Origin of the sequence: Gulosibacter sp. 10 (assembly GCF_900163695.1) — a bacterium.
Taxonomy (GTDB): domain Bacteria; phylum Actinomycetota; class Actinomycetes; order Actinomycetales; family Microbacteriaceae; genus Gulosibacter.
The window spans coordinates 13,758-36,724 of record NZ_FUIC01000053.1 but is presented as its reverse complement, the minus strand read 5'-3'; the positions used below and the strand labels follow the sequence as shown (position 1 = coordinate 36,724).

The 22,967-nt window shown below is 71.6% G+C and carries 22 protein-coding genes; 10 read left to right on the top strand and 12 right to left on the bottom strand.

Features of this window, described 5'->3' with window-relative positions; translation table 11 throughout:
- Window position 1: 1 nt before the first annotated feature.
- Window positions 2-373: a nuclear transport factor 2 family protein gene (locus FM112_RS15905; protein ID WP_087009419.1), complete on the top strand. Its 372-nt coding sequence runs from the start codon at window positions 2-4 to the stop codon at window positions 371-373.
- Between the two features lie 3 nt (window positions 374-376).
- Here FM112_RS15905 and FM112_RS15900 read toward each other — a convergent pair whose 3' ends face one another.
- The 7 genes from FM112_RS15900 to FM112_RS15870 form a co-directional block, all read right to left on the bottom strand.
- On the bottom strand, window positions 377-1,303 hold the full coding sequence (locus tag FM112_RS15900) for an AraC family transcriptional regulator (RefSeq protein WP_176386880.1): 927 nt from the start codon (window positions 1,301-1,303) through the stop codon (window positions 377-379).
- A gap of 352 nt (window positions 1,304-1,655) precedes the next feature.
- Window positions 1,656-2,726 carry a 2,3-butanediol dehydrogenase gene (locus FM112_RS15895; RefSeq protein ID WP_087009415.1) on the bottom strand — a complete coding sequence of 357 codons (1,071 nt, stop codon included), beginning with the start codon at window positions 2,724-2,726 and terminating at the stop codon, window positions 1,656-1,658.
- 37 nt (window positions 2,727-2,763) lie between these two features.
- Window positions 2,764-5,019 (bottom strand): NUDIX domain-containing protein, encoded by a 2,256-nt coding sequence (locus FM112_RS17740; protein ID WP_087009413.1) that lies wholly within the window; start codon window positions 5,017-5,019, stop codon window positions 2,764-2,766.
- A gap of 86 nt (window positions 5,020-5,105) precedes the next feature.
- Window positions 5,106-5,687, bottom strand: coding sequence for a sugar O-acetyltransferase (locus FM112_RS15885; RefSeq protein ID WP_087009411.1), 582 nt, complete (start codon window positions 5,685-5,687; stop codon window positions 5,106-5,108).
- Window positions 5,688-5,728: 41 nt separating this feature from the next.
- Complete coding sequence (locus FM112_RS15880) at window positions 5,729-6,322, bottom strand: YceI family protein (RefSeq protein WP_087009409.1); 594 nt, start codon at window positions 6,320-6,322, stop codon at window positions 5,729-5,731.
- A 152-nt stretch (window positions 6,323-6,474) separates the two neighbouring features.
- Window positions 6,475-7,281: a patatin-like phospholipase family protein gene (locus FM112_RS15875; protein ID WP_087009407.1), complete on the bottom strand. Its 807-nt coding sequence runs from the start codon at window positions 7,279-7,281 to the stop codon at window positions 6,475-6,477.
- 86 nt (window positions 7,282-7,367) lie between these two features.
- Window positions 7,368-8,909, bottom strand: coding sequence for a sugar porter family MFS transporter (locus FM112_RS15870; protein WP_087009405.1), 1,542 nt, complete (start codon window positions 8,907-8,909; stop codon window positions 7,368-7,370).
- Window positions 8,910-9,095: 186 nt separating this feature from the next.
- Between FM112_RS15870 and FM112_RS15865 the strand changes: the two genes are divergently transcribed.
- The 7 genes from FM112_RS15865 (at window position 9,096) to FM112_RS15835 (ending at window position 16,290) form a co-directional block, all read left to right on the top strand.
- Complete coding sequence (locus FM112_RS15865; protein ID WP_087009403.1) at window positions 9,096-10,151, top strand: LacI family DNA-binding transcriptional regulator; 1,056 nt, start codon at window positions 9,096-9,098, stop codon at window positions 10,149-10,151.
- A gap of 192 nt (window positions 10,152-10,343) precedes the next feature.
- Window positions 10,344-11,591 carry a Gfo/Idh/MocA family protein gene (locus tag FM112_RS15860; RefSeq protein WP_087009401.1) on the top strand — a complete coding sequence of 416 codons (1,248 nt, stop codon included), beginning with the start codon at window positions 10,344-10,346 and terminating at the stop codon, window positions 11,589-11,591.
- Window positions 11,591-12,487 carry a sugar phosphate isomerase/epimerase gene (locus FM112_RS15855; RefSeq protein ID WP_087009399.1) on the top strand — a complete coding sequence of 299 codons (897 nt, stop codon included), beginning with the start codon at window positions 11,591-11,593 and terminating at the stop codon, window positions 12,485-12,487. The genes FM112_RS15860 and FM112_RS15855 overlap by 1 nt, the downstream gene beginning before the upstream one ends.
- Before the next feature lie 3 nt (window positions 12,488-12,490).
- Entirely contained in the window at window positions 12,491-13,543 is a 1,053-nt protein-coding gene (locus tag FM112_RS15850) for a Gfo/Idh/MocA family oxidoreductase (RefSeq protein ID WP_087009396.1), read from the top strand.
- Window positions 13,544-13,586: 43 nt separating this feature from the next.
- Complete coding sequence (iolG, locus tag FM112_RS15845) at window positions 13,587-14,600, top strand: inositol 2-dehydrogenase (protein WP_087009393.1); 1,014 nt, start codon at window positions 13,587-13,589, stop codon at window positions 14,598-14,600.
- Window positions 14,597-15,460 (top strand): sugar phosphate isomerase/epimerase, encoded by an 864-nt coding sequence (locus FM112_RS15840; RefSeq protein WP_087009391.1) that lies wholly within the window; start codon window positions 14,597-14,599, stop codon window positions 15,458-15,460. Before iolG ends, FM112_RS15840 begins: the two co-directional genes overlap by 4 nt.
- Window positions 15,457-16,290 (top strand): HAD family hydrolase, encoded by an 834-nt coding sequence (locus tag FM112_RS15835; RefSeq protein ID WP_254910546.1) that lies wholly within the window; start codon window positions 15,457-15,459, stop codon window positions 16,288-16,290. Before FM112_RS15840 ends, FM112_RS15835 begins: the two co-directional genes overlap by 4 nt.
- 554 nt (window positions 16,291-16,844) lie before the next feature.
- Here the strand turns inward: FM112_RS15835 and FM112_RS15830 are convergent.
- A complete protein-coding gene (locus FM112_RS15830) occupies window positions 16,845-17,756 on the bottom strand; it encodes a M23 family metallopeptidase (protein WP_087009388.1) in 912 nt (303 codons plus the stop codon).
- Window positions 17,753-18,271, bottom strand: coding sequence for a helix-turn-helix domain-containing protein (locus FM112_RS15825; RefSeq protein ID WP_087009386.1), 519 nt, complete (start codon window positions 18,269-18,271; stop codon window positions 17,753-17,755). Before FM112_RS15825 ends, FM112_RS15830 begins: the two co-directional genes overlap by 4 nt.
- A 112-nt stretch (window positions 18,272-18,383) precedes the next feature.
- Here FM112_RS15825 and FM112_RS15820 point away from each other — a divergent pair, with 112 nt between their 5' ends.
- Window positions 18,384-18,953 (top strand): hypothetical protein, encoded by a 570-nt coding sequence (locus tag FM112_RS15820; RefSeq protein ID WP_140400733.1) that lies wholly within the window; start codon window positions 18,384-18,386, stop codon window positions 18,951-18,953.
- 11 nt (window positions 18,954-18,964) lie between these two features.
- Entirely contained in the window at window positions 18,965-19,639 is a 675-nt protein-coding gene (locus FM112_RS15815) for a DNA alkylation repair protein (protein ID WP_087009382.1), read from the top strand.
- Between the two features lie 498 nt (window positions 19,640-20,137).
- Here FM112_RS15815 and FM112_RS15810 read toward each other — a convergent pair whose 3' ends face one another.
- The 3 genes from FM112_RS15810 to FM112_RS15800 all read right to left on the bottom strand — a co-directional run bounded on the left by FM112_RS15810 (window position 20,138) and on the right by FM112_RS15800 (window position 22,857).
- Window positions 20,138-21,259 carry a Gfo/Idh/MocA family protein gene (locus FM112_RS15810; RefSeq protein ID WP_140400732.1) on the bottom strand — a complete coding sequence of 374 codons (1,122 nt, stop codon included), beginning with the start codon at window positions 21,257-21,259 and terminating at the stop codon, window positions 20,138-20,140.
- 114 nt (window positions 21,260-21,373) lie between these two features.
- Window positions 21,374-21,724, bottom strand: a complete 351-nt coding sequence (locus FM112_RS15805; RefSeq protein ID WP_087009378.1) for a hypothetical protein — start codon at window positions 21,722-21,724, stop codon at window positions 21,374-21,376.
- A complete protein-coding gene (locus FM112_RS15800) occupies window positions 21,721-22,857 on the bottom strand; it encodes a glutathione S-transferase family protein (protein WP_087009376.1) in 1,137 nt (378 codons plus the stop codon). Before FM112_RS15800 ends, FM112_RS15805 begins: the two co-directional genes overlap by 4 nt.
- Window positions 22,858-22,967: the final 110 nt, after the last annotated feature.

Here is a 22,967-nt window from a genome sequence, read left to right as displayed (position 1 = left end):
CATGAGCACTGGCAAGGCACTCGTCGAGCGGCACTACGCCGCCGGAGCGGCCGGAGACGCCGCGGGGATGTTCGCGGACTTCTCGCCGCGCATCGCCTGGACGGAGATGGCCGGATCGCCCTACGCGGGGACGTTCGTCGGGCCGGACGAGGTGAGGGCGAACGTGTTCGAGCGGATCGGCGCGGACTTCGCGGAGTTCGGGTTCGTCCCCGAGCGGATCCTGGCGGAGGGCGACGTCGTCGCGGCGATCGGCGACTACCGCGGCGTGCGGCGCGACGGCGAGGCGTTCCGGTGCCGCGCGGTGCACGTGTGGGAGGTCTCCGGCGAGGAGATCGTCCGCTTCGAGCAGTTCGCGGACACCGCGCTGTTCTGACCCTCAGACGATCGGGTCGCGGGGTGCCGGGCGCTGCCCGGCGCCCCGCAGCTCACTCGGGCTGATGTCGAACTTCGTGCGGAAGGCGCGGGTGAAGGTCGAGGGGGAGCGGAACCCGCTCGCGCCGGCGACCTCGCTCACGGTCGTCCGCCCGTCGGCGAGCAGCCGCGCCCGCGCCGCCTCCAGCCGGTGGCGCAGGATGCTCGCGCCCGGGCTCTCGTCCCGGTCGGCGAAGATGCGCCGCAGGTGCCGCTCGGAGACGTGCAGGTCCTCGGCCAGCGCGGCGGCCGAGTAGTCGGCGTCGGCGAGGTTGGCGCGGATGAGCGCCCGAGCGCGCTCGTAGAGCTCGTCGGCCCGGTTCGGCCCGAGCAGGAGCTCCCGGCAGAGGTCGGTGAGCCGGGCGCCCTGCGCGCCGGGGCCGCCGTCCGTGCGGAACAGCTCGAGCGCCGTATCGGCGAGGCGGGCGGTCGCGGACTTCGCCGTGGCGATGCTCGGGGCGGTGGCACCGGGGTCGATGCCCCAGTCGTCGCAGACGGTGTCGAGGCCGAGGTCGACGATCAGCAGATCCATGTCGTGGTCGAAGCCGAGCAGGTACGGCTGCATCGTCGAATAGGTGAGGACGTCGCCGGGTTCGAACGTCTGCATGCCCCCGGCGTGGAAGATGAACGCCGTGCCCTTGAGGAGCGTCGTGACGAACACGGAGTGCTTCGGCAGGGCGCTGATGCTCTTGTGACTGCGGTCGATCGCGTGAGGCGAGGCCTGGATGCGCGTGATGGTCGCGTCCGGGGTTTCGAACTGGCTCGAGGTGGCCGTGAACCTGTCCGGGAGCGGCGAGGAGCAGTGCAGCCCCACCAGCGAATCCTGGTTCCACGACTCCCAGAAGTCGATGCGGCTCCGGGCGTCGACGTGATCCGTCGTGATCGTTCGCATGGCTCGCCTCCTCGCTCTCGTGGAGGCCGCGCACTTCGCACGACGCGCTCCGCGGTCCTCCATGACCGGAGCGGGAATCGGCAGCCCCCTGCCAAGGCCTCAGCATAGACACGCCGTCGCGGAGGACCAAGCGGATCCTTGGCGTCCCGTGCGCGGATGTTGTCTCTCCCCGCGGAGTTCGTGCGGGCGAGGAGACGCGCCGCCCCGCACCCGCCGCCCGGTTCTCGCGGGGAGCTGCTGTTCCGGATGCGTATGGCGCTCAGGACCGTATATCCGGGCTCTGTGACCCATTCGCATCGGGAACGACAGCCCGGCCGGATCTCGGACCCGGCCGGGCGCGTTCCCGCCGCGGTTAGCGCATCGAGACGAGGATCTTCACCTCGCTGCGGTCGTGCAGCAGCTTCTCGTAGCCCTGCTCGACGATGTCGTCGACCTTGATGCGGCTGGTGATGAAGGGCGCGAGGTCGACGAGGCCCTCGCGCGCGAGGCGGATGGCCTCCTCGTGGTCGTGGGCGTAGCCGATCGCGGCGCCCATCTCGCGGTCCTGCATGGTGAGGGCGCCGGTGATGTTCAGCGTGTAGGGCTTCGTGTGGATCGCCACGACCTCGAGCCGACCGCCCGCGCCGAGGGTCTCGAAGAGCTGGTCGAGCACCACGCTCACGCCCGAGGCGTCGAAGGCGACGTCCGCCATCGCGCCGTCGCTCGCCTCCCGGACGATCCCGGCGAGGTCCTCGTTCGCGGGGTCCACCGCGATATCGGCCACGCCGGACTCCTCCGCCTTGCGGCGGCGCACGTCCGAGACCTCGCTGACCACGGTCTTGAGCCCGTAGGCGCGGAGCACGGCCGCCGTGAGCAGGCCGATGGGGCCCGCGCCGCCGACCACGGCGATCCGGCCCGAGGCATCGGGGCCGATGCCGGCGTGGCGCACGGCGTGCACCGCGACGGCGAGCGGCTCGATGAGCGCCGCCTCGTCGAGGGGGAGCTCGCCGACGGGATGCACCCAGCGGCGCTCGACGACGATGTGCTCGGAGAGCCCGCCGCCGCGGCCGGAGATGCCGATGAAGCCCATCTTCTCGCAGAGGTTGTACCGGCCGCTGCGGCAGGCCGAGCACTCGTCGCACACCATGAGCGGCTCGACGACGACGCGGTCGCCGACCTCGAGGCCGGTGACGCCCTCGCCGAGCTCCTCGACGACGCCCGAGAACTCGTGCCCGAACACGACGGGCAGGTGCTCGCCCGAGAGCGGATGCGGGTGCGCCTCGTCGGGCGCGGGGGAGAGCGGGCCGTCGTGGTAGAGATGGAGGTCGCTGCCGCAGATGCCGTTGAAGGCCGGGGCGATCTTCACCGCGCCGGGTCCCACCCGGGGCTCCTCGATCTCCTCGACGCGGACGTCCTGCTTGCCGTAGTAGCGCGCTGCGCGCATGGTGCCTCCTGACTCGTGGTGGACTGGTTCGGCTCGATCAGCGGTCGCGGCGCGCGCCGGGCGCGCTGGCGAACTCGTAGGCGCGCGGCGCATCCCAGCCGTGCTCCGCGTAGGCCTCGGCGAGGTTCGTCGTGAACTCCACCACTCGGTCCGCGGGGATGAGCACGTAGACCGAGCCCCCGAATCCGGTGCCGGTCATGCGCGCGCCGAGCGCACCGGAGGCGAGCGCGAGATCGCAGATGAGGTCGATGCGCTCCGAGGTCGCCTCGAAGTCCTCCTTGAGCGAGCGCTCGGATTCGTTGAACAGGTGGGCGACCGCGGCTGCGCCCTCGGTGCGCAGGATGCGGACGAGGGCAAGCACGCGCTGGATCTCCGTGATGACGTACTTCGCCCGGCGGCGGTCGACGGGATCGAGGTCGGCGGCGGCCTCGAACTCCTCGACGGGGGCCTCGCGGAGGAAGCGGTAGCCGAGCGCCTCGCCGACGCGGTCGCAGGCCTGGTGACGGTCGACGACGATGCGCTCCCAGTTGCGGTGCATCTCGCCCGACTCGACGAGGATCTGGGTGAGCCCCTCGTCCTCGAGCACGGGGGAGTCGATGAGCGAGACGTCGGAGCCGCGGGAGTCGTAGAACACGAGCTTGCGCTCGTCGCCGTGCAGCACGGTCACGTGGTCGGCCATGCCGGTCGTCGCGCCCACGAAGTGGTTCTCGACGCGGTAGCCGAAGTGGGCGAGCGCCTCGCGGTCGAGCCCGAGCGACCACAGGTCGTTGATCGCGAGCGCCATCGCGCCGCACAGGGACGCGCTGGAGGCGAGTCCGCCGCCGATCGGCAGGTCGGTGGTGAGGAAGACGTCGAGGCCGGCGGGGGAGGGCGTCGGGGCGTCGGGGTTCTCCTCCTCCAGCTCCCGCAGGTGCCCGAGCGCCGCCCAGATGGTGCCGAGCGGGTAGTCGTGCCACGCGCGCTCGGCCGGCGGCTCGATGTCGTCGAGGGCGATCTCGACGCGCTCCTCGACGAGGTCGGTGACGATCCGCACCATGCCGTCCTCGTTGCGCGAGACCGCGACCGCGGAGCGGGCGGGGTGGGTGATGCCGAACGAGAGCCCGTCCTCGCGGTCGGTGTGGTCGCCCATCAGGCTCACGCGGCCCGGTACCGACCACACCCCCTCCGGCGCTGCGCCGAATGTGCTCGCGAACGCTTCTGCGACGACCGTACTCGTGTTCCGAAACATTCTTCCCCCATGATGACTGCAGCTGCACGACTGCCCGGAGCGGGTCTCCTTCGAGGGTACGACCCGTTTCTGAGGCGAACTCCCACGCCGGGAAGCACGTTCGGGGAATCGGACGTTATCCTTTGCACCTGCGTCGAGGGCCGCGGTATCGGGGCCGGTCGATGCGGCGTTCAGCGGGGGGTCGCCGAGGAGGTCGAGGAAGGCGCGGGCGCCGATGGTGCGCGCGCCGAGGGCCTCGACCCGTCCGCGGAGCTCGCGATCGCTCGTGGCGACGAGGACCGGGCGGTCGGCGGCCGCGGCCGCGAGCTCCACGATGCGGTCGTCGCCGCTGCCGGGCGCGCGATCGGTGCGCACCCGATGGGCGGCCGGGCTTTCCGCCGCCCGCTGGCGCCCCTCGAGGACGCAGACGAGCGAGGGCCAGACGGTGTGCGCGTCCAGGCCGAAGAGCGGTGCGGGCGCCCCGCGCCCGGCGATGGCGGAGGCCTCGCGGATGAGCGCCGCAGCCGCGCCCGCCGGGTCGCGCCACCAGCCGTCGGGCCGCGTGCCGACGAGGTTCGCGACATCGGCGATCACGAGGGGGCGCTCGGCGAGCATCGGCCGCAGCAGCGGCCAGGAGTCGCCGAACGCGGGATGCAGCGGCAGCTCGGCGACGCCTTCCGGGGCGACCCATGCGAGGTCGAGGGATTCGGCATCGGTGATCGCCGCCTCGAAGCTCCGCGTGGCCTCGGCGGCGAAGGTCGTATAGGACCAGAACCCGAGGTCGAGGACGCGGGAGAACAGCGGGTCGAGCGCGTCCGCGGGCACCCCGGCCTCCTCGCCGGCCTCGCGCACGGCGCCCTCGATGGCGGTCTCGCCGCTGTTGATGGCGCCGCCCGGGATGCCCCAGGTGCCGCCGTGGTGGCTCCACAGCGCCCGGTGCTGGAGCAGGATGCCGCGGCGGCGGTCGAAGGCGAGCAGGCCGGCCGCGCCGAATCGTCCCCACATGCGGGTGCCGTCGGGGCCGACGGCCCAGGCGTCGCCCTCGTCGCGCGGCTGCCCGCGCCCCGCGGGAGCGTCCGCAGCCATCCCGCACCTCCAATGCTCGTGGGCGGCCAGTCTACGGGGGCGATGCTTCGCTCGTCCGGTCCGTGACGCCGGCCGTCATGAACCGCTCAGTCGAGCCGGCGGATCACCCTCGCGGGATTGCCGACCGCCAGCGAGTAGGGCGGGACGTCCTTCGTCACGACGGCGCCCGCGCCGATCACCGAATGCTCGCCGATCGTCACGCCGGGCAGCACGATCACGCCGCCGCCGAGCCACACGTTGTCGCCGATCGTGATCGGCGCCGAGCCCTCCACGCCGTCGCGCCGCGGGCCCGAGGCCAGCGGATGCGTGGGCGTGAGCAGCTGCACGTTCGTCGCGAGCTGGCAGTGGCGGCCGATGCGGATGGGCGCGACGTCGAGCGCGGTGAGGTTGTAGTTGATGAACGTGCCCTCGCCGATCGAGATCCGGTCGCCGTAGTCGACGCGGATCGGCGGCCGGATCACGACATCCTGGCCGAGCTCGCCGATGAGCTCGGCCAGGAGCGCCTTCGCGCCCTCCTCGTCCTCGTGGATGCGGGCGCCGTAGTCGTGCGCGAGCTTCGCGGCGCGGCGCGTGCGGATGCCGAACTCCGGCTCGTCGGCGATGTACTCCTCGCCGGCGAGCATGCGCTCGTAGTTCGTGCGGGGGTCGTCGGCGAAGTAATCCGTCATGCCCCTCACGCTACCGGCTCGGCGATCGGCGGCGCCCGCCCCTACCAGCCCTGCTGCTGGTCCTCGGGGGCCTGCTGCTCCGCGGGTTCCTGCTGCTTGGTGAGCGAGAGCTCGAACTCGAGCGAGATCTTGTCGCTGACCATCACGCCGCCCGAGTCGAGCGGGGTGTTCCACTTGACGCCCCAGTCGCGCCGGTCGATGCGGCGGGTGCCCTCGACGCCCGCGCGCAGCAGCCCGAACTGGTCGGTCTCGACGCCGACGAACTCGAGGGGGAGCGAGACGGGACGCGTGACGTCGCGGATGGTGAGGTCGCCGGTCACGATGAAGTTCTCGTCCGCGATCTCGTCGATGGAGGTGGAGGCGAAGGTGATCTGCGGGAAGCGCTCGACGTCGAAGAAGTCGGGCCCGCGCAGGTGGTCGTCGCGGCCGGGCTGGCGCGTGTCGATGCTCGCGGCCTGGATGACGATCTGCACGTTCGACTCGGTGTAGCCCTCGGGGGAGATGTGCACCTCGCCCGCCACGGTGTTGAAGGCGCCGCGGATCTTCGTGACCATCGCATGCCGCGTGGAGAAGCCGATTCGGGAGTGCGCCCCGTCGACGATCCAGGTACCGACGAGTTGAGGGTCAATGGCCATTGGGTAGCTCCTTGATATCGGGCGTCGCCCCACCTGGTCGTGGGTGAGCCGGGGGATTCCTCGCGGACAGTCAGTCCCTCAGCCTATGGAGTACCGGGCGGTCGGAAGGGCGGAGAACGGAGAGACCATCCCCGGAACCACCCGATCGGGCGCTAGTTCGGCCGCAGCATCCGCGTCAGCTGCCGCCTGGCATAGGAGTCGGCGTCGAGCGCCTTGCTCGCGGCCGCGTAGCCGGCCTCGATGCTCTCGGCCAGGTGGTGCCGGGTCCACTGCGAATGGCGTTCGAGGTCGGGGCGGATCATGAGCACGTCGTCGGCGTTCTCGAGCTCGTCGAGGTTCTGCCGCTCGCGGACCACCGGCAGCCGGTCCCACTCCGGGCGCAGCCGGACCGCGATCGTGAACGTCGCGCCCAGCCGGCGCGCGGCGTCGATGGGGAGGTTGTCGGCCAGGCCGCCGTCCACGAGGATCTGCGCGCCGGTCACCACGGGCGGGAAGATGCCCGGCACCGCCATGCTCGCGCGCAGCGCCGGGGCGAGCGGCCCGCGGTCGAGGATCACGAGGCTGCGGGTGCGCAGGTCGGTGGCGGTGGCGGCGAAGGGGAGCCGCAGGTCCTCGATCCGCGGGTTCTCGCCGTAGCGCTCGCCGCCGAGCAGCCGGATCGTGTCGATCAGCGCGGCGCTGTCGAGCAGCCCGAGGCGCAGGGAGGGTCGGAAGGAGCCGAAATCCGACCACGTCGCCCGGCGGACCGCCTCGTCGATCTGGTCCGGGGTGAGCCCGGCCGCGTAGGCCGCGCCCACGAGCGCCCCCGCGCTCGTGCCGACGACCACGCGAGGCAGGATCCTGCGCTCCCGCAGTGCCCGCAGGACGCCGGCGTGCGCCGCGCCGAGGGCGCCGCCGCCGCCGAGGGCGAGGCCGAGACAGGGAGCCGGGGACGCATCGGAGGTCTGCACACTACCCATGCCCCCGACCCTAGGGGTGCATCCTGAGGGAAGACGAGGGCGGGCCCGGCGCCGAAGCACCGGGCCCGCCCCGTCTGGTCGCAGGACTACTGCTTGCGCGCCTTCTGCGTGCGGCGCGCCTTGGTGTCGAGGTGGATGGCACCGGTGGTGACATCCTGCTCGAGCGCCTCCAGCGTGCGGCCGCGCGTCTCCGGCACCGCGAAGATCACGAAGATCAGCGCGAGCGCTCCCACGGCGGCGAACAGGAAGAAGGTTCCCGTGATGCCGACGCCGCTGATGAGCGAGGGGACGTAGAGGGCGAGGAAGCCGTTCGTGGTCCAGCCGAAGAACACCGAGACGCCGATGCCGATGCCGCGCATGTGCAGCGGGAAGATCTCGGCCAGCCACACCCAGACGGCCACGTTGAGGAACGTCTGCATCGAGAACACGAAGGCCACGATGAGGACGAGCAGCACGAAGGGCTTGGCGGCCAGGTCCGCGGGCAGGGCGATGTCGGCGATGCCGATGAGCAGGTGGCACGTGGTGGTCAGCGTCAGACCGATCGCGAACGTCTTGCGGCGGTCGAGGCGGTCCATGTTGTACAGGGCGATGAACCCGCCGACCACCGCCGCGACGCCGGAGGCGATGTTCGCGATGAGGGCCGCGTTGGCCGAGAACCCGGCCTCCTCGAGGATTCGCGTGCCGTAGTACATGATCGAGTTGATACCCGTGAGCTGCTGCGCCATCGCGACGCCGATGCCGATGAGGATGATGCGGAAGAGCCACTTGTTGGTGAGCACGGCCTTGATGCCGATGGTCTTCTCGCCGAGCTCCGCCTCCTCGGTGGCGATGCGCTGGACGTCCTTGAGCTCGGCCTCGGCGCGGTCGTCCGGGCGGACGGTCTTCAGCACGGCGAGGGCCTCCTCGTTGCGGCCCTTCTCGACCAGCCAGCGCGGCGACTCGGGCATGCGGAGCATGCCGAAGAACAGCGCGATGGCAGGCAGCGCGCAGATCGAGAACATGATGCGCCAGACGCCGGCGGTCTCCTCGAAGATGTTGCCGATGATGGCGTTGATGACGAAGGCGGAGAGCTGACCGGTGACGATCGCGACCTCGTTGCGGCCGGTGATCGCGCCGCGGATCTCGAAGGGCGCGAGCTCGGCGAGGTAGACGGGCACGATCGTGGAGGCGCCGCCGACCGCGAGGCCGAGCATGATGCGGCCGGAGACCAGGATGACGTAGCCGACCAGCGAGAAGTTCGGCTCGTCGGTCCATTCGGACGCCGGGACGAGGAAGGGCTCGCCGCCGGGGGAGAAGATCACGAGGATCGTGCCGAGGAAGAACATCACGGCGAGGAGGATGATCGTCTTGCGACGGCCCCAGGCATCCGAGATGCGACCGCAGATGAGCGCGCCGACGGCGGCGGCGAACACGAGCGAGCTGATGACGAAGCCGAGCTGGAAGTCGTCCAGCCCGAGTTCGTGCTGCATCGGCGTCTCGGCGCCGTTGCTCACACCGGTGTCGTAACCGAAGAGCAGGCCGCCGAAACAGGCGACGATCGAGATGAGGCCGAGCCGCTTGCGATGCGGCCCGTTGGTGAGTGCGGGCAGCTTGATGCCGCTGTCACTCCCTGTGGTATTTCCGGACATACAGACTCCTTCGTCCCATGATCTCGTGATGTCAGTATTCAGGACGTCACGTGCAGCGGCAAGCAACTGAATCGAACGCCGCGCCTCGGGCACCATACGTCAGGACAAAGTCTGTGCGCAAGCAAGTCCGTAAAATTTTGGACCGTTCCGATCCGCACGATTGCAACGACGCGTACTATTGCCCCTATGAAGCCCTCCTTCGGCGGGGCCGGCAAGGCGGCCGGCCGGATCCGCCCCAAGCGCCCCACCATTCGCGATGTCGCGGCCCGGGCGGGCGTCTCGAAATCGCTCGTCTCGCTCGTGTTCTCCGGCGGCAGCGTGAGCGAGGACCGCAAGCAGCGCGTCCTCGCCGCGGCCGAGGAGCTCGGCTACCGCAGGAACAAGACCGCGAGGTCCCTCGCGGGCGCGGACGGCGACTTCACCGGCATCCTCGTGGCCGACCTGCACAACTCGGTCTTCGTTGAGATCGTCGAGGCCGCGCGCGCCGAGTTCTCGCGCACCGACCGGGGCGCGCTGCTCACGTCGGCCGCGATCTCCGACGCCGACGGCGCGCTGCGCCTCGACCGCCAGGCGCTCGAGGCGCTCGCCGACCTGCGACCGCGCAGCGTGCTCGTGGTGGGCACGGTGCCCGAGCTCGAGAAGCTCGTGAAGCTCGTGCCCCAGGTGCCCATCGTGGTGGCGAGCGCGATCGTCGAGCACCTCGCGGTCGCGGCGACCGTGCGCACCGACGACTGGGCGGGCATCCGGCTCGCGGTGGAGCACCTGGTCGGGCTCGGGCACGAGCGCATCGCCCACATCGGCGGCGCGGGCGGGGCCGTGGCGCGCAACCGCGTCGCGGGCTACCGGGCGGCGATGGATGCGCTGGGCCTCGGCGGGCTCGCCAGGGTGGAGGCCTCGGACTACACCGAGCGCGGCGGCTATGCCGCGACCCGGCGGCTGCTCGAGGCGGGGGAGCGGCCGACGGCCATCACCGCCGTGAACGACCTCTCCGCCATCGGCGCGCTCGGCGCGATCGCCGAGGCGGGACTCGACGGCGCGATCGCCGTGGTGGGGTACGACAACACGTCGACGGCCCGGCTGCAGCGGGTCTCGCTCACGAGCGTGGATCCGCACAACGTGGAGATCGGCGATCAGGCCGCCCGCATGGTCGCCGCGCTCGAGGACGGCGAGCCGCTCGGGCGGCGCGAGGTGCTCGTCGAGCCCACCCTCGCGGTGCGCGACTCTTCCACGATGCCCCGATAGCCCCGCCCCGGCGGCGATTCCGGCTTGACACCATTTCCCGCGCGGGCATACATTTGGACCGTTCCAAACCGGGACGCACACAACGGAACAGGCGCAGCGTCGCGCGCGGGCGAGATCGGAAGCCGATCAGCCGGGACCGACGACGTGCCGCCTGCCAGCTCGGCTTCATGCCACAGACCAATGGAGATTGCCATGACCGCATCTGCATCCACCCCGCGTACCGAAGCCGCATTCGCTGCCGCGACCGAGAAGCGCCGCCTGGGCGTCGGCCTCGTCAGCGTCGGCTGGATGGGCAAGCTGCACAGCCGCGCCTATCGCAACCTGCCCTTCGTGTACCCCGACCTCGGCGTCGAGCCCCGCCTCGTGCAGGCGGCGGACCCGGTCGACTCGGCGCGCGACTACGCGCAGCACGTGCTCGGCTACGAGTCGACCACCGCCGACTACCGCGAGGTGCTCGCGAACCCCGAGGTCGACGTGGTCTCGATCTGCGCCCCGAACTTCCTGCACGCCGAGATCGGCATCGCCGCGGCGAAGGCCGGCAAGCACATCTGGATCGAGAAGCCCGTCGGCCGCGGCGCGCACGAGACCGCCGCGATCCGCGAGGCCGCCGAGGAGGCGGGCGTCGCGAGCGCCATCGGCTTTAACTATCGCCAGCCTCCGGCGGTGCAGTTCGCCCGGCAGCTCATCCTCGACGGCGGGCTCGGCCGGATCACCAACGTGCGCGGTCGGTTCTTCGGCGGCTTCAACTCCGACCCGGAGTTCCCCCTCGCGTGGCGCTTCCGCCGCGAGCTCTCGGGCTCGGGCGTGCTCGGCGACCTCATGGGCCACCTCGTGGACCTCACGCACTTCCTGCTCGGCCCCATCGCCTCCGTGACCGCCACCACCGGCACCTACATCACCGAGCGCCCTGGCATGCCCGGCTCGCCCGACGCCGACAAGAAGCTCCCCGTGGAGAACGAGGACTTCGCGAACATGCTCATCCGCTTCGACGACTCGGCCGCGGCCGCGGGCGCGCTCGGCAGCCTCGACGCCTCCTGGATCGCGATCGGCCCCAAGGCCGAGTACGGCATCGAGGTGTTCGGCACCGAGGGCTCGTTCCGCTGGAACTTCGAGCGACTCAACGAGATCGAGGTCGCCTACCGCGACGTGAACGGCGGCACCTACACGCGCATGCTCGCCGACGCCTCCTTCCCCGAGTTCTCGCGCTTCCAGCCGAGCCCCGGCACGCCCATGGGCTACGACGACCTCAAGGTCATCGAGGCGAAGAAGTTCGTGCAGTCCGTGCTCGGCGACGCGAGCGAGAGCTCGAACATCCACGACGCCCTCGCCTCGGCGCAGGTGCTCACCGCGGCCGAGCAGTCGGCCGAGTCCGGCCAGTGGGTCGACACCCCGGTCGTGCCGGGCAACACCTCGAACGTCCGCAAGGAAGGAAGCAACTGATGGCCGCACCGAAGATCGCCACCGCACCCATCAGCTGGGGCATCAGCGAGGTCGACGACTGGGGCTTCCAGTACCCGCCCGAGCGCGTGCTCTCCGAGATGCGCGAGCTCGGCTTCACCGCGAGCGAGATCGGCCCCGACGGCTTCCTCCCCGAGGCGCCCGCCGACAAGGCCGCCGAGCTCGCGAAGTTCGGCCTCAAGCCCGTCGGCAGCTTCGTGCCGGTCGTCGTCCACGACGCCGCGATCGACCCGCTGCCGCGCATCGAGCGCGAGCTCGACACCTACCGGGTCACCGGCGCCGACACGCTCATCGTCGCCGCGGTGACGGGGCAGGACGGCTACGACGTCGTGCGCGAGCCGCTCACCGAGCAGGAGTGGGCCACCCTCTTCTCGAACCTCGACCGCATCCGCGACCTCGCCGAGTCGCGCGGCGTCAGCGCCTCGCTGCACCCGCACGTCGGCACGGTCGTCGAGACCGCCGAGGAGGTGCAGCGCGTGGTCGACGGCTCGACCATGGACTTCTGCTTCGACACCGGCCACCTCATGATCGGCGGCGTCGACCCCGTCGAGTTCGCCCAGCGCCACGCCTCGCGCATCGCCGTGACGCACCTCAAGGACGTCGCGATCGAGGGCATGCAGCGCGTCAAGGGCGGCGAGGTCTCCTACTACGACGCGATCAAGGCCGACAGCCTCTACCGTCCGCTCGGTCAGGGCGATGTCGACCTGCGGTCGATCGTCGAGGCACTCGTCGAGGCCGGCTACGAGGGCTGGTTCGTGCTCGAGCAGGACAAGGTGCTCGTCGAGGAGCCGGCGCCCGGCGAGGGGCCGATCGACGACGCCCGCGCGAGCGTGGAGTACCTCCGCGGCCTCATCGCGGAACTCGAGCAGGAGGCCTAGCGGATGCGCATCGGCATCATCGGACTCGGCCGCATCGGGCTGATGCACGCGCGGAATCTCGCGCAGACCGAGGGTGTCGACGAGGTCGTGCTCTGCGGCCGCAACCCCGAGCGGGTTGCGGCCGCGGCCGTCGAGCTCGAACGCGCCCTCGCCCCCGGCGCGCCGGCCGGGCTCGCGGGCGAACTCGCCCCGGATTCCGCGCCGGCGCGCATCGTCGTCGGGGGAGGGTTCGGCGAGGAGCTGCCCTCGCTCGACGGCGCGGTCATCGCGACCTCCACGGCCACGCATCCCGAGCTGAGCCTGCAGGCCGCCCGGGCCGGCGTGCCCGTGCTCGTCGAGAAGCCGCTCGCGCTCGACCGCGAGGAGCTCTCGGCCCTCGCCGACGAGCTCGAGGCCACCGGCACCGAGGTCATGGTCGCCTTCCACCGGCGCTACGACCCCGCCCACCGCGAGCTGCGCCGCCGCGTGCAGGCCGGCGAGGCGGGCACGGTGCGCGCCGTGACCGCGCACGGCCACGACCGCACGCGGCTCACACCCGAGTACATCCCCACCTCCGGCGGCATCTGGCTCGACATGCTCATCCACGACTTCGACTCGGTGCCCTGGGTCGTCGGCGAGCGGGTGAAGTCCGTCTGGGCCACCGGATCGGTGCTCGACTACGAGGCGCACGCCGAGCACGACGACGTCGACTCGGCAGTGGCGGTGCTCGTCTTCGAATCCGGCGTCACGGCCACGGTCAGCGGCCTCCGCCGCAACGAGGCCGGCCAGGACGTGCGGCTCGAGGTGTTCGGCTCCGAGAACACGTTCGGCGTCGGCATCGAGCCGCGCACGCCGATCGTCTCCACCGAGCCCGGCGTGCCCGCACCCGAGCGCACGTACACGGAGTTCATCGACCGCTTCGAGCGCGCGTTCCGCGCCGAGGTCGCCGCCTTCGTCGACCTCATCCGCGGCAGCGGCGAGAACCTCACCCCGCCGCGCGCGGGGCTCGCCGCCATCGAGATCGCGCTCGCCGCCGACGAGTCGCTGCGCACGGGGCGGCGCGTCGACCTCGTCTAGACTCCATCCGCCCCACTCCTCCTCGAGAGAAAGAATTCGACTTATGACCCAACCCATCCGCGTCGGACTGATCGGCACCGGCCGCATCGGCCAGGTGCACGCCGCGAGCATCGCCGCGCTGCCCGAGACCACCCTGCAGTGGGTGGCCGATCCGTTCATCGCCGGGGCGAACGCCATCGCCGAGCAGTACGGCGTCGCGAACGTCACGACCGACGCCGCCGAGGTCATCGCGGCCGAGGACGTCGACGCGATCATCATCGCCTCGCCGACCCCCACCCACGTCGACCTCCTCGGCGCGGCCCTCGACGCCGGCGTGCCCGCCCTGTGCGAGAAGCCGATCGACCTCGACATCGCCCGCGTGGACGCGCTGCGCGAGAAGGCCGCCGCCTCGGCGACCCCGATCGCGCTCGGCTTCAACCGCCGCTTCGACACGCACTTCGCGGACCTCCACCGCCTCGTGCGGGACGGCGCGATCGGCAAGGTCGAGCAGGTGACCATCATCAGCCGCGACCCCGCGGAGCCCCCGGTCGAGTACGTCAAGGTCTCGGGCGGCATCTTCCGCGACATGACCATCCACGACTTCGACATGGCGCGCTTCTTCGTGCCCGAGATCGTCGAGGTCACCGCGCGCGGCTTCAACCAGTTCAGCGAAGGCATCCGCGAGGCCGGCGACTTCGACGCCGCCGTCGTGACCCTGCGCGGCGCGGGCGGCGAGGTCGTGACCATCACGAACTCGCGGCACAGCAGCTACGGCTACGATCAGCGCCTCGAGGTCTTCGGCGACGCGGGCATGCTCCAGGCCTCCAACGTCGGCGACAGCAACGTCCGCCTCTACACGGCGGAGACCGTCGAGGGCCAGGCCCCGTACCAGACCTTCTTCCTCGAGCGCTACGCGGCCGCCTACCGCAACGAGCTCTCGGCCTTCGTCGCCGCGATCCGCGAGGGTGTGCAGCCCAGCCCCGGCTTCGAGGACGGCCGTGCGGCGCTCGTGCTCGCCGACGCCGCCGAGCGTTCGGCGCGCGAGGGCGTCTCGGTGCCGGTGGACCTCTCGGCATGACGGCCGCGCCTCCGCTCGTCGCGACCTGCTGGACCAGCGCGGGCGCCGCGATGCCCGCCGCCGACTCCGAGCGCAGCCCCTTCGACCCGCTCGACCGGGTGCGGGCGGCCGCGGACACCGGCTGGTCGGGCATCGGGTTCGTCCTCGACGACCTGCGGCACGTGCGCGACACGATCGGCTTCCCGGCGCTGCGCGCGGCGATCGAGGCGGCGGGGCTCCGGCACGTGGAGGTGGAGCTCGTCTCCGGCTGGTGGGAGCCCGAGGGCCCCTGGCGCGAGGGATGGGCGCTCCTGCTCGAGGCCGCCCGCGAGCTCCGCGCGGTGCTCATCAAGGCCGGCTCCGACTTCGCCGATCCGATCGACGACTTCGGGCCGTACGTGGCGCCGTTCCGCCGGCTCGCCGAGGAGGCGCAGGCGGTCGGCGCTCGCGTCGCCCTCGAGCCGCTGCCCTTCGGGCGCTTCGCGACCATCCCGTTCGGCGCGGAGTTCGTGCGCGCGGTCGACCACCCGGCCGCCGGGCTCTGCGTCGACTTCTGGCACGTGTTCCGGGCCGGCACCTCGCTCGCGGAACTCGAGGCGTCGCTCTCGCCCGAGATCGTCTTCTGCGTGGAGCTGAACGATGCCCGCGAGGAGCGCATCGGGACGCTCTTCGAGGACACGCGCGACCGTCGCGAGCTGCTCGGCGAGGGCGAGCAGGACGTGACCGGCTTCATCCGCACCATGCGGCGCGTCGGCTTCGAGGGTGCGTGGGGCGTCGAGATCCTCTCGGCCGCGCATCGCGCCCGCCCGCTCGAGGAAGCGCTGCGCGTGGCCCACGACACGAGCGTCGCGGCCTTCGAGCGCGCCAGCCTGGACGGGTGACCGCGATCAACTGGACCTCGCTGCCCGAAGACCGCCAGGACATGCGCCTCGTGGTGTGCGACATGGACGGCACGCTGCTCGACGAGTCGGGCCGCGTGCCGGACTCGTTCTGGCCGCTGCTCGAGCGGATGCGCGCCGAGGGCGTCGTGTTCGTCCCCGCCAGCGGCCGGCAGCGGGCCACGCTCGAGCGGCTCTTCCCGGGCGAGCTTTCGGCCTCCTGCATCGCCGAGAACGGCAACCTCGTCGTGCACGGCGGCGAGACGGTCTCCACCACCACGGTGCCGGAGGCCGCCGCCCGCGAGGTGATCGGCGCCGTCCGCGCGAACGCGGCGGAGTTCGACCTCGGGCTGGTGCTGTGCGGCGCGCGGCAGGCCTATGTCGAGCGGAGCGACCGCGCCTTCCTCGACGAGGTGGAGAAGTACTACGCGAAGTACTCCGTGGTGGACGACCTCGACGCGGTCTCCGACGACCTGCTCAAGCTCGCCGTCTTCGACTTCCACGGCGCCGAGCGCGCCGCCCGCGAGATCTTCGACGCGTTCGGCGAGGAGCAGCAGGTGGTCGTCTCGGGCGAGCACTGGATCGACATCATGCGCAACGGCGTCGACAAGGGCCGGGGCGTCGAGGCGCTCCAGCGGGCCCTCGGCGTCGCGCCCGCGCAGACCGCGGCGTTCGGCGACTACCTCAACGACCGCGAGATGCTCGCGAAGGCCGGCTGGTCGTTCGCGATGGCGAACGCGCATCCCGTCATCCGCGAGGAGGCGCGGTACCTCGCGCCCTCGAACGCCGAGGACGGCGTCGGCCGGGTGCTGCGGAGGCTGCTGGCCTACTGAGGCTATTTGGGCCTGTGGTCGCCGGGGCCCGGACCCCTGACCTCGGGCCTCGGGCCCCTGACCTCGGGCCTCGCGCCCCGGACATCGCGCCCGCCGGCCCCGTCCGGGCCGCCGGTTCGCTCCCGCTGGTCTGATTTCCCGCCGGTCTGATCCCCTGCTGGTCCGCCCATGCCGGTCCGACCGGGCCCGCCGGCCTTGTGCGCGCAGATGCGTTAAAGAATGCGGTTTCGGGCTGGCCAGAACCGCATTCTGCGACGCATCTGTGCTTTCGGGGCGTCCGGGCGGCCGCCCGAAGGCCCGGCGCCAGCCCACCGGAACCCGGCCAGCCGGATCCCGGCTCGGCCAGCCGGATCCCGGCTCGGCCAGCCGGATCCCGGCTCGGCCAGCCGGATCCCGGCTCGGCCAGCCGGATCCCGGCTCGGCCAGCCGGATCCCGGCTCGGCCAGCCGGATCCCGGCTCGGCGCCGGCCCGACGGAGCCCGGCCCCGGCCGGCTCGTCGGCCCCGGCGCCATCCTGCAGGGGCCCGAGCCTGGCTCCGGGCGTCCGCCCCCGGCTATCCGGCTCCCGGCTCGGGCGGGGCCGTGAAGACCTCGCCGTTCCGCGGCATGCCCGCGAGGGCGGATGCGGCGGGCTCCTTCGCGTACTGCGCGAAGACGGGGTCGAGGCGGCCCGTGGGCTCGATGCCGCGCCAGCGCATGGGGATGCCGGACGCCGCATCCGTGCGGGCGCGATCCATGAGCTGCACGTGCAGGTGCGGCATCGACGAGTTGCCGGTGTTGCCGACCTCGGCGAGCACCTGCCCCGCGGCCACGCGATCCCCTTCGCGCACCGCCGCGGTGCCGCGCCGGACGTGCGCGTAGGCCGCGAAGGTGCCGTCGCCGTGGTCCACGACGACGTGGTTGCCGAGCACCTTCCGCGTGCCGCCGATCTCGCGGAGCATCGCCTCCCCGGTCATCATCCACAGCAGCGCGGGCCAGGTGCTGCGCGCCCGGTGGTCGCGCTGGCCGTCGCGGACGCGGATGACGACGCCGGCGGCCATCGACCGGATGGGCCGCCCGAAGGCGCCGTACCGCTCGGGCCGATCGCCGAGCAGCCCGCCGTGCACGAGCGGGGGAGTGCGCTCGTCGGCGGGCGTGCAGACGTCCACCGCCGAGAACTGCCCGCGGGTGAGCGTGCCGTGGCTCGGCAGCCGCTGGCCCGGCGAGTTCATCGCGACCCACTCGCCGCGCACCGGGCTCTCGAGCTCCACCGGCTCCCGGCGCGAGGGCCGCGGGGCGACGTTGCACAGCAGCGTCAGCGCGAGCAGCGCGGAGAATCCGACGAGCGGCAGGAGGTAGCCCGGCTCGAGCCGGAGGGGCGGCAGCCCCGGGATGAGGCCGAGGATCACCTCCACCGCCACGAGCAGCAGCAGGAGGCCCATCAGCCCGCCCCAGAGCGGCCGCAGGGAGGCGATCGCTCGCCTCATCGCCGCACCGCCAGGAAGGTCGTCAGCAGCGGCACGATGCGATGCGCGGGCACCTCGTAGTGCCCGCGGCTCGTCTGCCGCAGCCACCCGGCGCTCACGAGCGGCCGCAGGTGGTGGTAGATCTGCCCCGAGGTGCCGAAGTCGCCGCCGTCGAGCAGGTCGTTGACCGTCTGCGCGTCGGTGAGGAGGCGCTGCAGGAGCCGCAGCCGGATGGGATGGGCGATGGCCGAGAGACCCTCCGCGAATTCGTCGAACTCCTGCGCGCAGAGGTCGTCGGTGAGCGCCGCGAACTGCCAGTCGGCTCGCTGCCCGTTGGGCATTCGAACCGCGCCGACCATCATGACCGCGCCGTTCTCGTCCTCGATCTCGCGCTTGAGGCCGTCGAGCGCCCAGAAGGTCTCCTGCTCCGTGCGGGCGGGCTCGTCCGGCGGGGTGCCGTCCTCGCGATCCTCGAGCGCCCGCACCCGTCGCTCGAGGTCGTCGAGCCGGTCGTCGATGTGCGTCGATTTCGTCATGCCGACATGATTGCATAAATTCCGTAATTCCGTAACTATTGCACTCAGGTGGCGCGACGAGACGGGCCACGACCCTCGGGAACGTGTCGTGGGCGTCGGCTACGCTGCCCGCATGTCGAGATTCAACGACCTTCTGATCGAGCAGCACGGCACGGCCATCGAGATCCCGGAGGCGCTCGAACGCGCGTGGCGATGGATGGAGGCGCAGGGCTTCGGGTCCGACGCCGCCTCCGGCTACGTGCTCGCCCCGTACGAGGGCGACGAGCAGCTCGGGCCGGTGTTCGCGCCGAACCTCACGCTCGAGGGCTGGTTCGCGGCCGATGCGCCCGCGGCGCGGCGGCTGCTGCCCATCGCCGAGATCGCGGGGGACGGATCGCAGGCGGCGCTCTGGGTGGACGAGGAGGGCGCGACGCGCGTCGTGGCGCTCGACTCGGACGGCGAGGGCTACGTGCTCGCGGACAGCGCGGAGGACTTCCTCGTGCTGCTGGCGATCGGGTACGAGGAGATGAAGGAGTTCGACTTCGGGGAGCCGCCGGAGGACCCGGACGCGGTGGACGCGGTCGAGGAGTTCCGGGAGTGGGTGGGCGAGACGCTCGACGTCGAGGTGCCCGAGGAATGGCCCGAGGTCGGCGAGGACGAGTTCGGCGACTGGCTGCGCGAGCAGCTCGAGGCCGGGGCCTAGGCGCGGGCTCGATGGGCGACGCTCCCGCGCTCGAGGAGGTGCTGGCCGAGCTGGCCGCCCTCGAGGATCCGAGAATCCGCGCCGTCAACGAGCGGCACGGCGACGCCCACGGCGTCAACCTCTCGAAGCTGCGCGCGGTCGCGAAGCGCATCAAGACGCAGCCGGAGCTGGCCGAGGAGCTCTGGGCGACCGGGGACTCCGCGGCCCGGCTCCTCGCGATTCTCGTCTGCAGGCCGGGGTCGCTCTCGCCCGAGCGGCTCGACGAGATGCTGCGCGAGGCGAATACGCCCAAGGAGCAGGACTGGTTCGTGAGCTACGTCGTGCGCAAGAGCAAGCACGCGGAGCCCTTGCGGCAGGCGTGGTTCGCGGATGCGGATCCCGATGTCGCGAGCGCCGGCTGGGCGCTCACGGGGGAACGGATCGCGAAGCGCCCCGAGGGGCTCGACCTCGAGGGGCTCCTCGACACGATCGAGGCGGAGATGAAGGAGGCGCCCGAGCGGCTGCAGTGGGCGATGAACACCTGCCTCGCGCAGATCGGCATCGCGCATCCGGCACTGCGGTCCCGGGCCATCGACATCGGCGAGCGGCTCGAGGTGCTCAAGGACTACCCGACGCCGCCGAACTGCACCTCGCCGTTCGCGCCGGCCTGGATCGCCGAGATCGTGCGGCGGCAGAAGGCCGGCTGAGGGAGGGGCCGGGCGTCCTGCCGGTCGTTCGAGCAGCCCCGCCGCGGCGGGGGCGCGGTAGCGCGTGCCTGAAGCGCCGCCTCCTCGGATGCATCGCGGTCTTGGACGACCGAGTCGGCGTGCGGCCGTTTGGGGTGAATAGCCGCTCGGCGCCGCCTGCACGGCCGGCGGAGCCATCCGTCCCGATCGTGGCGGCCTCTCTCGGAAGTGGAGGGCTGCATTGGGGTGAATAGCCGCTTGGGGCCGGGTGTGTGGGTGGCGGAGCTATGTGTCTCAATCGTGGTGGCTTCTCTCGGAAGTGGAGTGTCGCAGGGGTGAATAGCCGCTTGGGGCCGGGTGTGTGGGTGGCGGAGCTATGTGCCTCAATCGTGGTGGCTTCTCTGGGAAGCGGGGCGTCGCATTGGGGTGAATAGCCGCTCGACGTCGTAGGCGGGGATGCTCGGGCTATTCGTCCCGGAGACGGCGGGCTGAGAAGGCCCCGCCCGCCGCCTGCCCGGGCTAGCGCCGCACGCCGTGCGCGTCGTACACGCTCTGCACGAGCCGCATCGCGTCGACGGCGGTCTCGAAGGTGGTCGGCATCGGCGCGACGCCGAGGATCGCGCGCAGGAAGTCCTGCACCTCGGCGATGAACGCCTCGCCGTAGCCGGTGTTCACGCCGCGCGAGCGGAACGAGGAGACGTCCGAGTAGCGGGGGTTCTCGGGGCCGATCACGACGGTGCGGGGGCCGCCGATGCGCTGGTCCGAGCCGTCGGCGGGCAGGATCGTGAGGTCGTTGTAGTGCTCGGTGTCGAAGCTCGCGAACCCGCCGCTGCAGTAGGCCGACACCATGAGCCGGTTGGGGCGGCCGTGGGCCACGCGGCTCGTGGTCACCGCGCCGGAGGCGCCCGAGGCGGTGCGCACGAGCATCGTCGCGACGTCGTCGTTCGTGACCGGCCGCATCTCGCCCTCGCGGTCGGGGCGCTGCGGGATGACGGTGCGCAGCTGCGAGGAGACGACCTCCTCGATGGGGGAGACCGCGAAGGAGACCGCGTCGAGCACGTGGATGCCGAGGTCCATGAGTGCGCCGCCGCCCGAGGCCGCGTGGTCGAAGCGCCACGTGTACGGGTAGTCGGCGGGTGCGGCGTGGTCGCAGTAGTAGCTCGCCTCGAAGTGCCACACGTCGCCGAGCTCGCCCGAGCGCACGATGCGCGCCATCTCGGCGAGCGCGGGGATGCGGCGGTAGGAGAAGCCCACGCCGTGCACCGCGTCGGGGTGCTCGGCGCCGAGCGCGGCGAGGTGCCGGGCCTGCGCGAGGTCCGCCCCGAGCGGCTTCTCGGTGAGGATGTGCTTGCCGCTGCGGATGAGCGGCTCCAGCACGGCTTCGTGGGTGAAGTTCGGCAGCGCGACGCTGACGGCGTCGATGCTCGGGTCCTCGGTGATGCGGCGGATGTCGGCGGTCGCCTCGGCGAAGCCGTAGCGCGACTGCACGTCCCGGGCGAGGTGCTCCGCGGTGTCGGCGACCACGGCGAGCTCGACGTCGAGCCCCGCGAGATCGTCGGCCATGGAGGCGTTGCGGTAGCCGAATGCGTGGGCCTGTCCGGCCATCCCGGCACCGACAAGCGCGACTCTGAGCTTGGTCACGGTGGAATCCTCTCGTGGTTTCCCGCGGCATCGTGCGGCGGTATGACCACTTTAGAGCGCGCTAATTTGTAGTGTCAAAGATGACGAGCACAGGGCCCGTCGTCCCGTCGCGGTTCAGCTCGAGAACGGCTGCGTGTGCTCCGTGGTCGGGGAGCGGCGGGCGGTGGCCGAGGCGGATGCCGCCTTGCGCTGCTCGAGCAGCCGGTACTGCTTGCGGTGCCACTCGTGCTGCTGCTCGAAGTGGGCCGCGACGCCGTAGAGGATGAGCACGAGGGCGATCACCCCGAACACGACCGCGGCGACGGTGAGCCCCGACATCACGATGATGAGCACGTCCATGCTCGCCGGATCCACGTTGGGCGGGATGAACAGCGGCATCACCGTCGGGATCACGGCGAGGATCGCGGTGAGCACGAGGAGCGCCGCGGCCGAGCGGAGCTTGCCCGAGGCGCGGTTCTCGATCATGATGCCGACCCGCCGTCCGCGTCTCGGCGCTCGGGCGGATACAGCGGGCTGTGCCCCGCGGCGACCCGCTCCTCGGGCCGCACGGGTCCGGGCGGGATGCCCTCGCCGAACGGCTCGCCGCCGAGGCGCTCGCGGCCGTGCGGCGACAGCCAGCCCGACAGGTCGGGGCCCTTGGGCACGATCCCGGTGGGGTTGATATCGCGGTGCACGAGGTAGTAGTGCCGCTTGATCTGCACGAAGTCGACGGTGTCCCCGAACCCGGGCGTCTGGAAGAGGTCGCGGGCGTAGCCCCAGAGGTTCGGCATGTCGGAGAGCCGGTTGCGGCTCGCCTTGAAGTGGCCGAGATACACCGGGTCGAACCGGACGAGCGTGGTGAACAGCCGCACGTCGGCCTCGGTGATCGTGCCGCCCATGAGGTAGCGACGGTCCGCGAGGCGCTCCTCGAGCCAGTCCATGGCCGTCCAGAGCCGATCGTAGGCGGCCTCGTAGGCCTCCTGCGTGCCGGCGAAGCCGCAGCGGTACACGCCGTTGTTCACCTCGGTGAAGATGCGCGTCATCACGGGCCACATCTCGTCCACGGCCTCGGCGGGCAGGAGATCCGGCGCGCCTTCGCGGTGGTGCTCGCGCCACTCGGTCGAGAAGTCGAGGGTCATCTGCGGGTAGTCGTTCGTGACGACGAACCCCGAGGGCACGTCGACGATCGCGGGGACGGTGATGCCGCGCTCGTAGTCCGGGAAGCGCGCGAGGTAGTGCTCCTGCAGCCGCTCCGTGCCGAGCACCGGATCCCTGCCGCCGGGGTCGAGGTCGAAGGTCCACGACCGCGCATCGTGGGCCGGCCCCGGCAGGCCGACCGAGATCGCATCCTCGAGGCCGAGCAGTCTGCGCACGATGAGCGCGCGGTTGGCCCAGGGGCAGGCCCGCGCCGCGACGAGCCGGTATCGGCCGGGCTCCGCCGGCCACGCCTCGGCACCGGGCTCGAGCCCGGCGCCGAGCGAGCCGACCTTGGATTCGGGCGGGGCCGGCAGCCGCCGCACCGCCGCGGGATCGGCGACGATGCGATCCTCGATGTAGTCCGTATCGCGGGTGAACTCGCCGCTCGCCACGTATGTTCCACCGGTTGTCTGCTCGTGCATGCGTCGCTCCTGAGATTGAGTCGGATGGAGATTGAGTCGGATGGCCGTCGCATCTATTAGAGACCGCCGACCTGATCGTCGCCGGGTCGCGTAACCTCTCGTTAATCCTG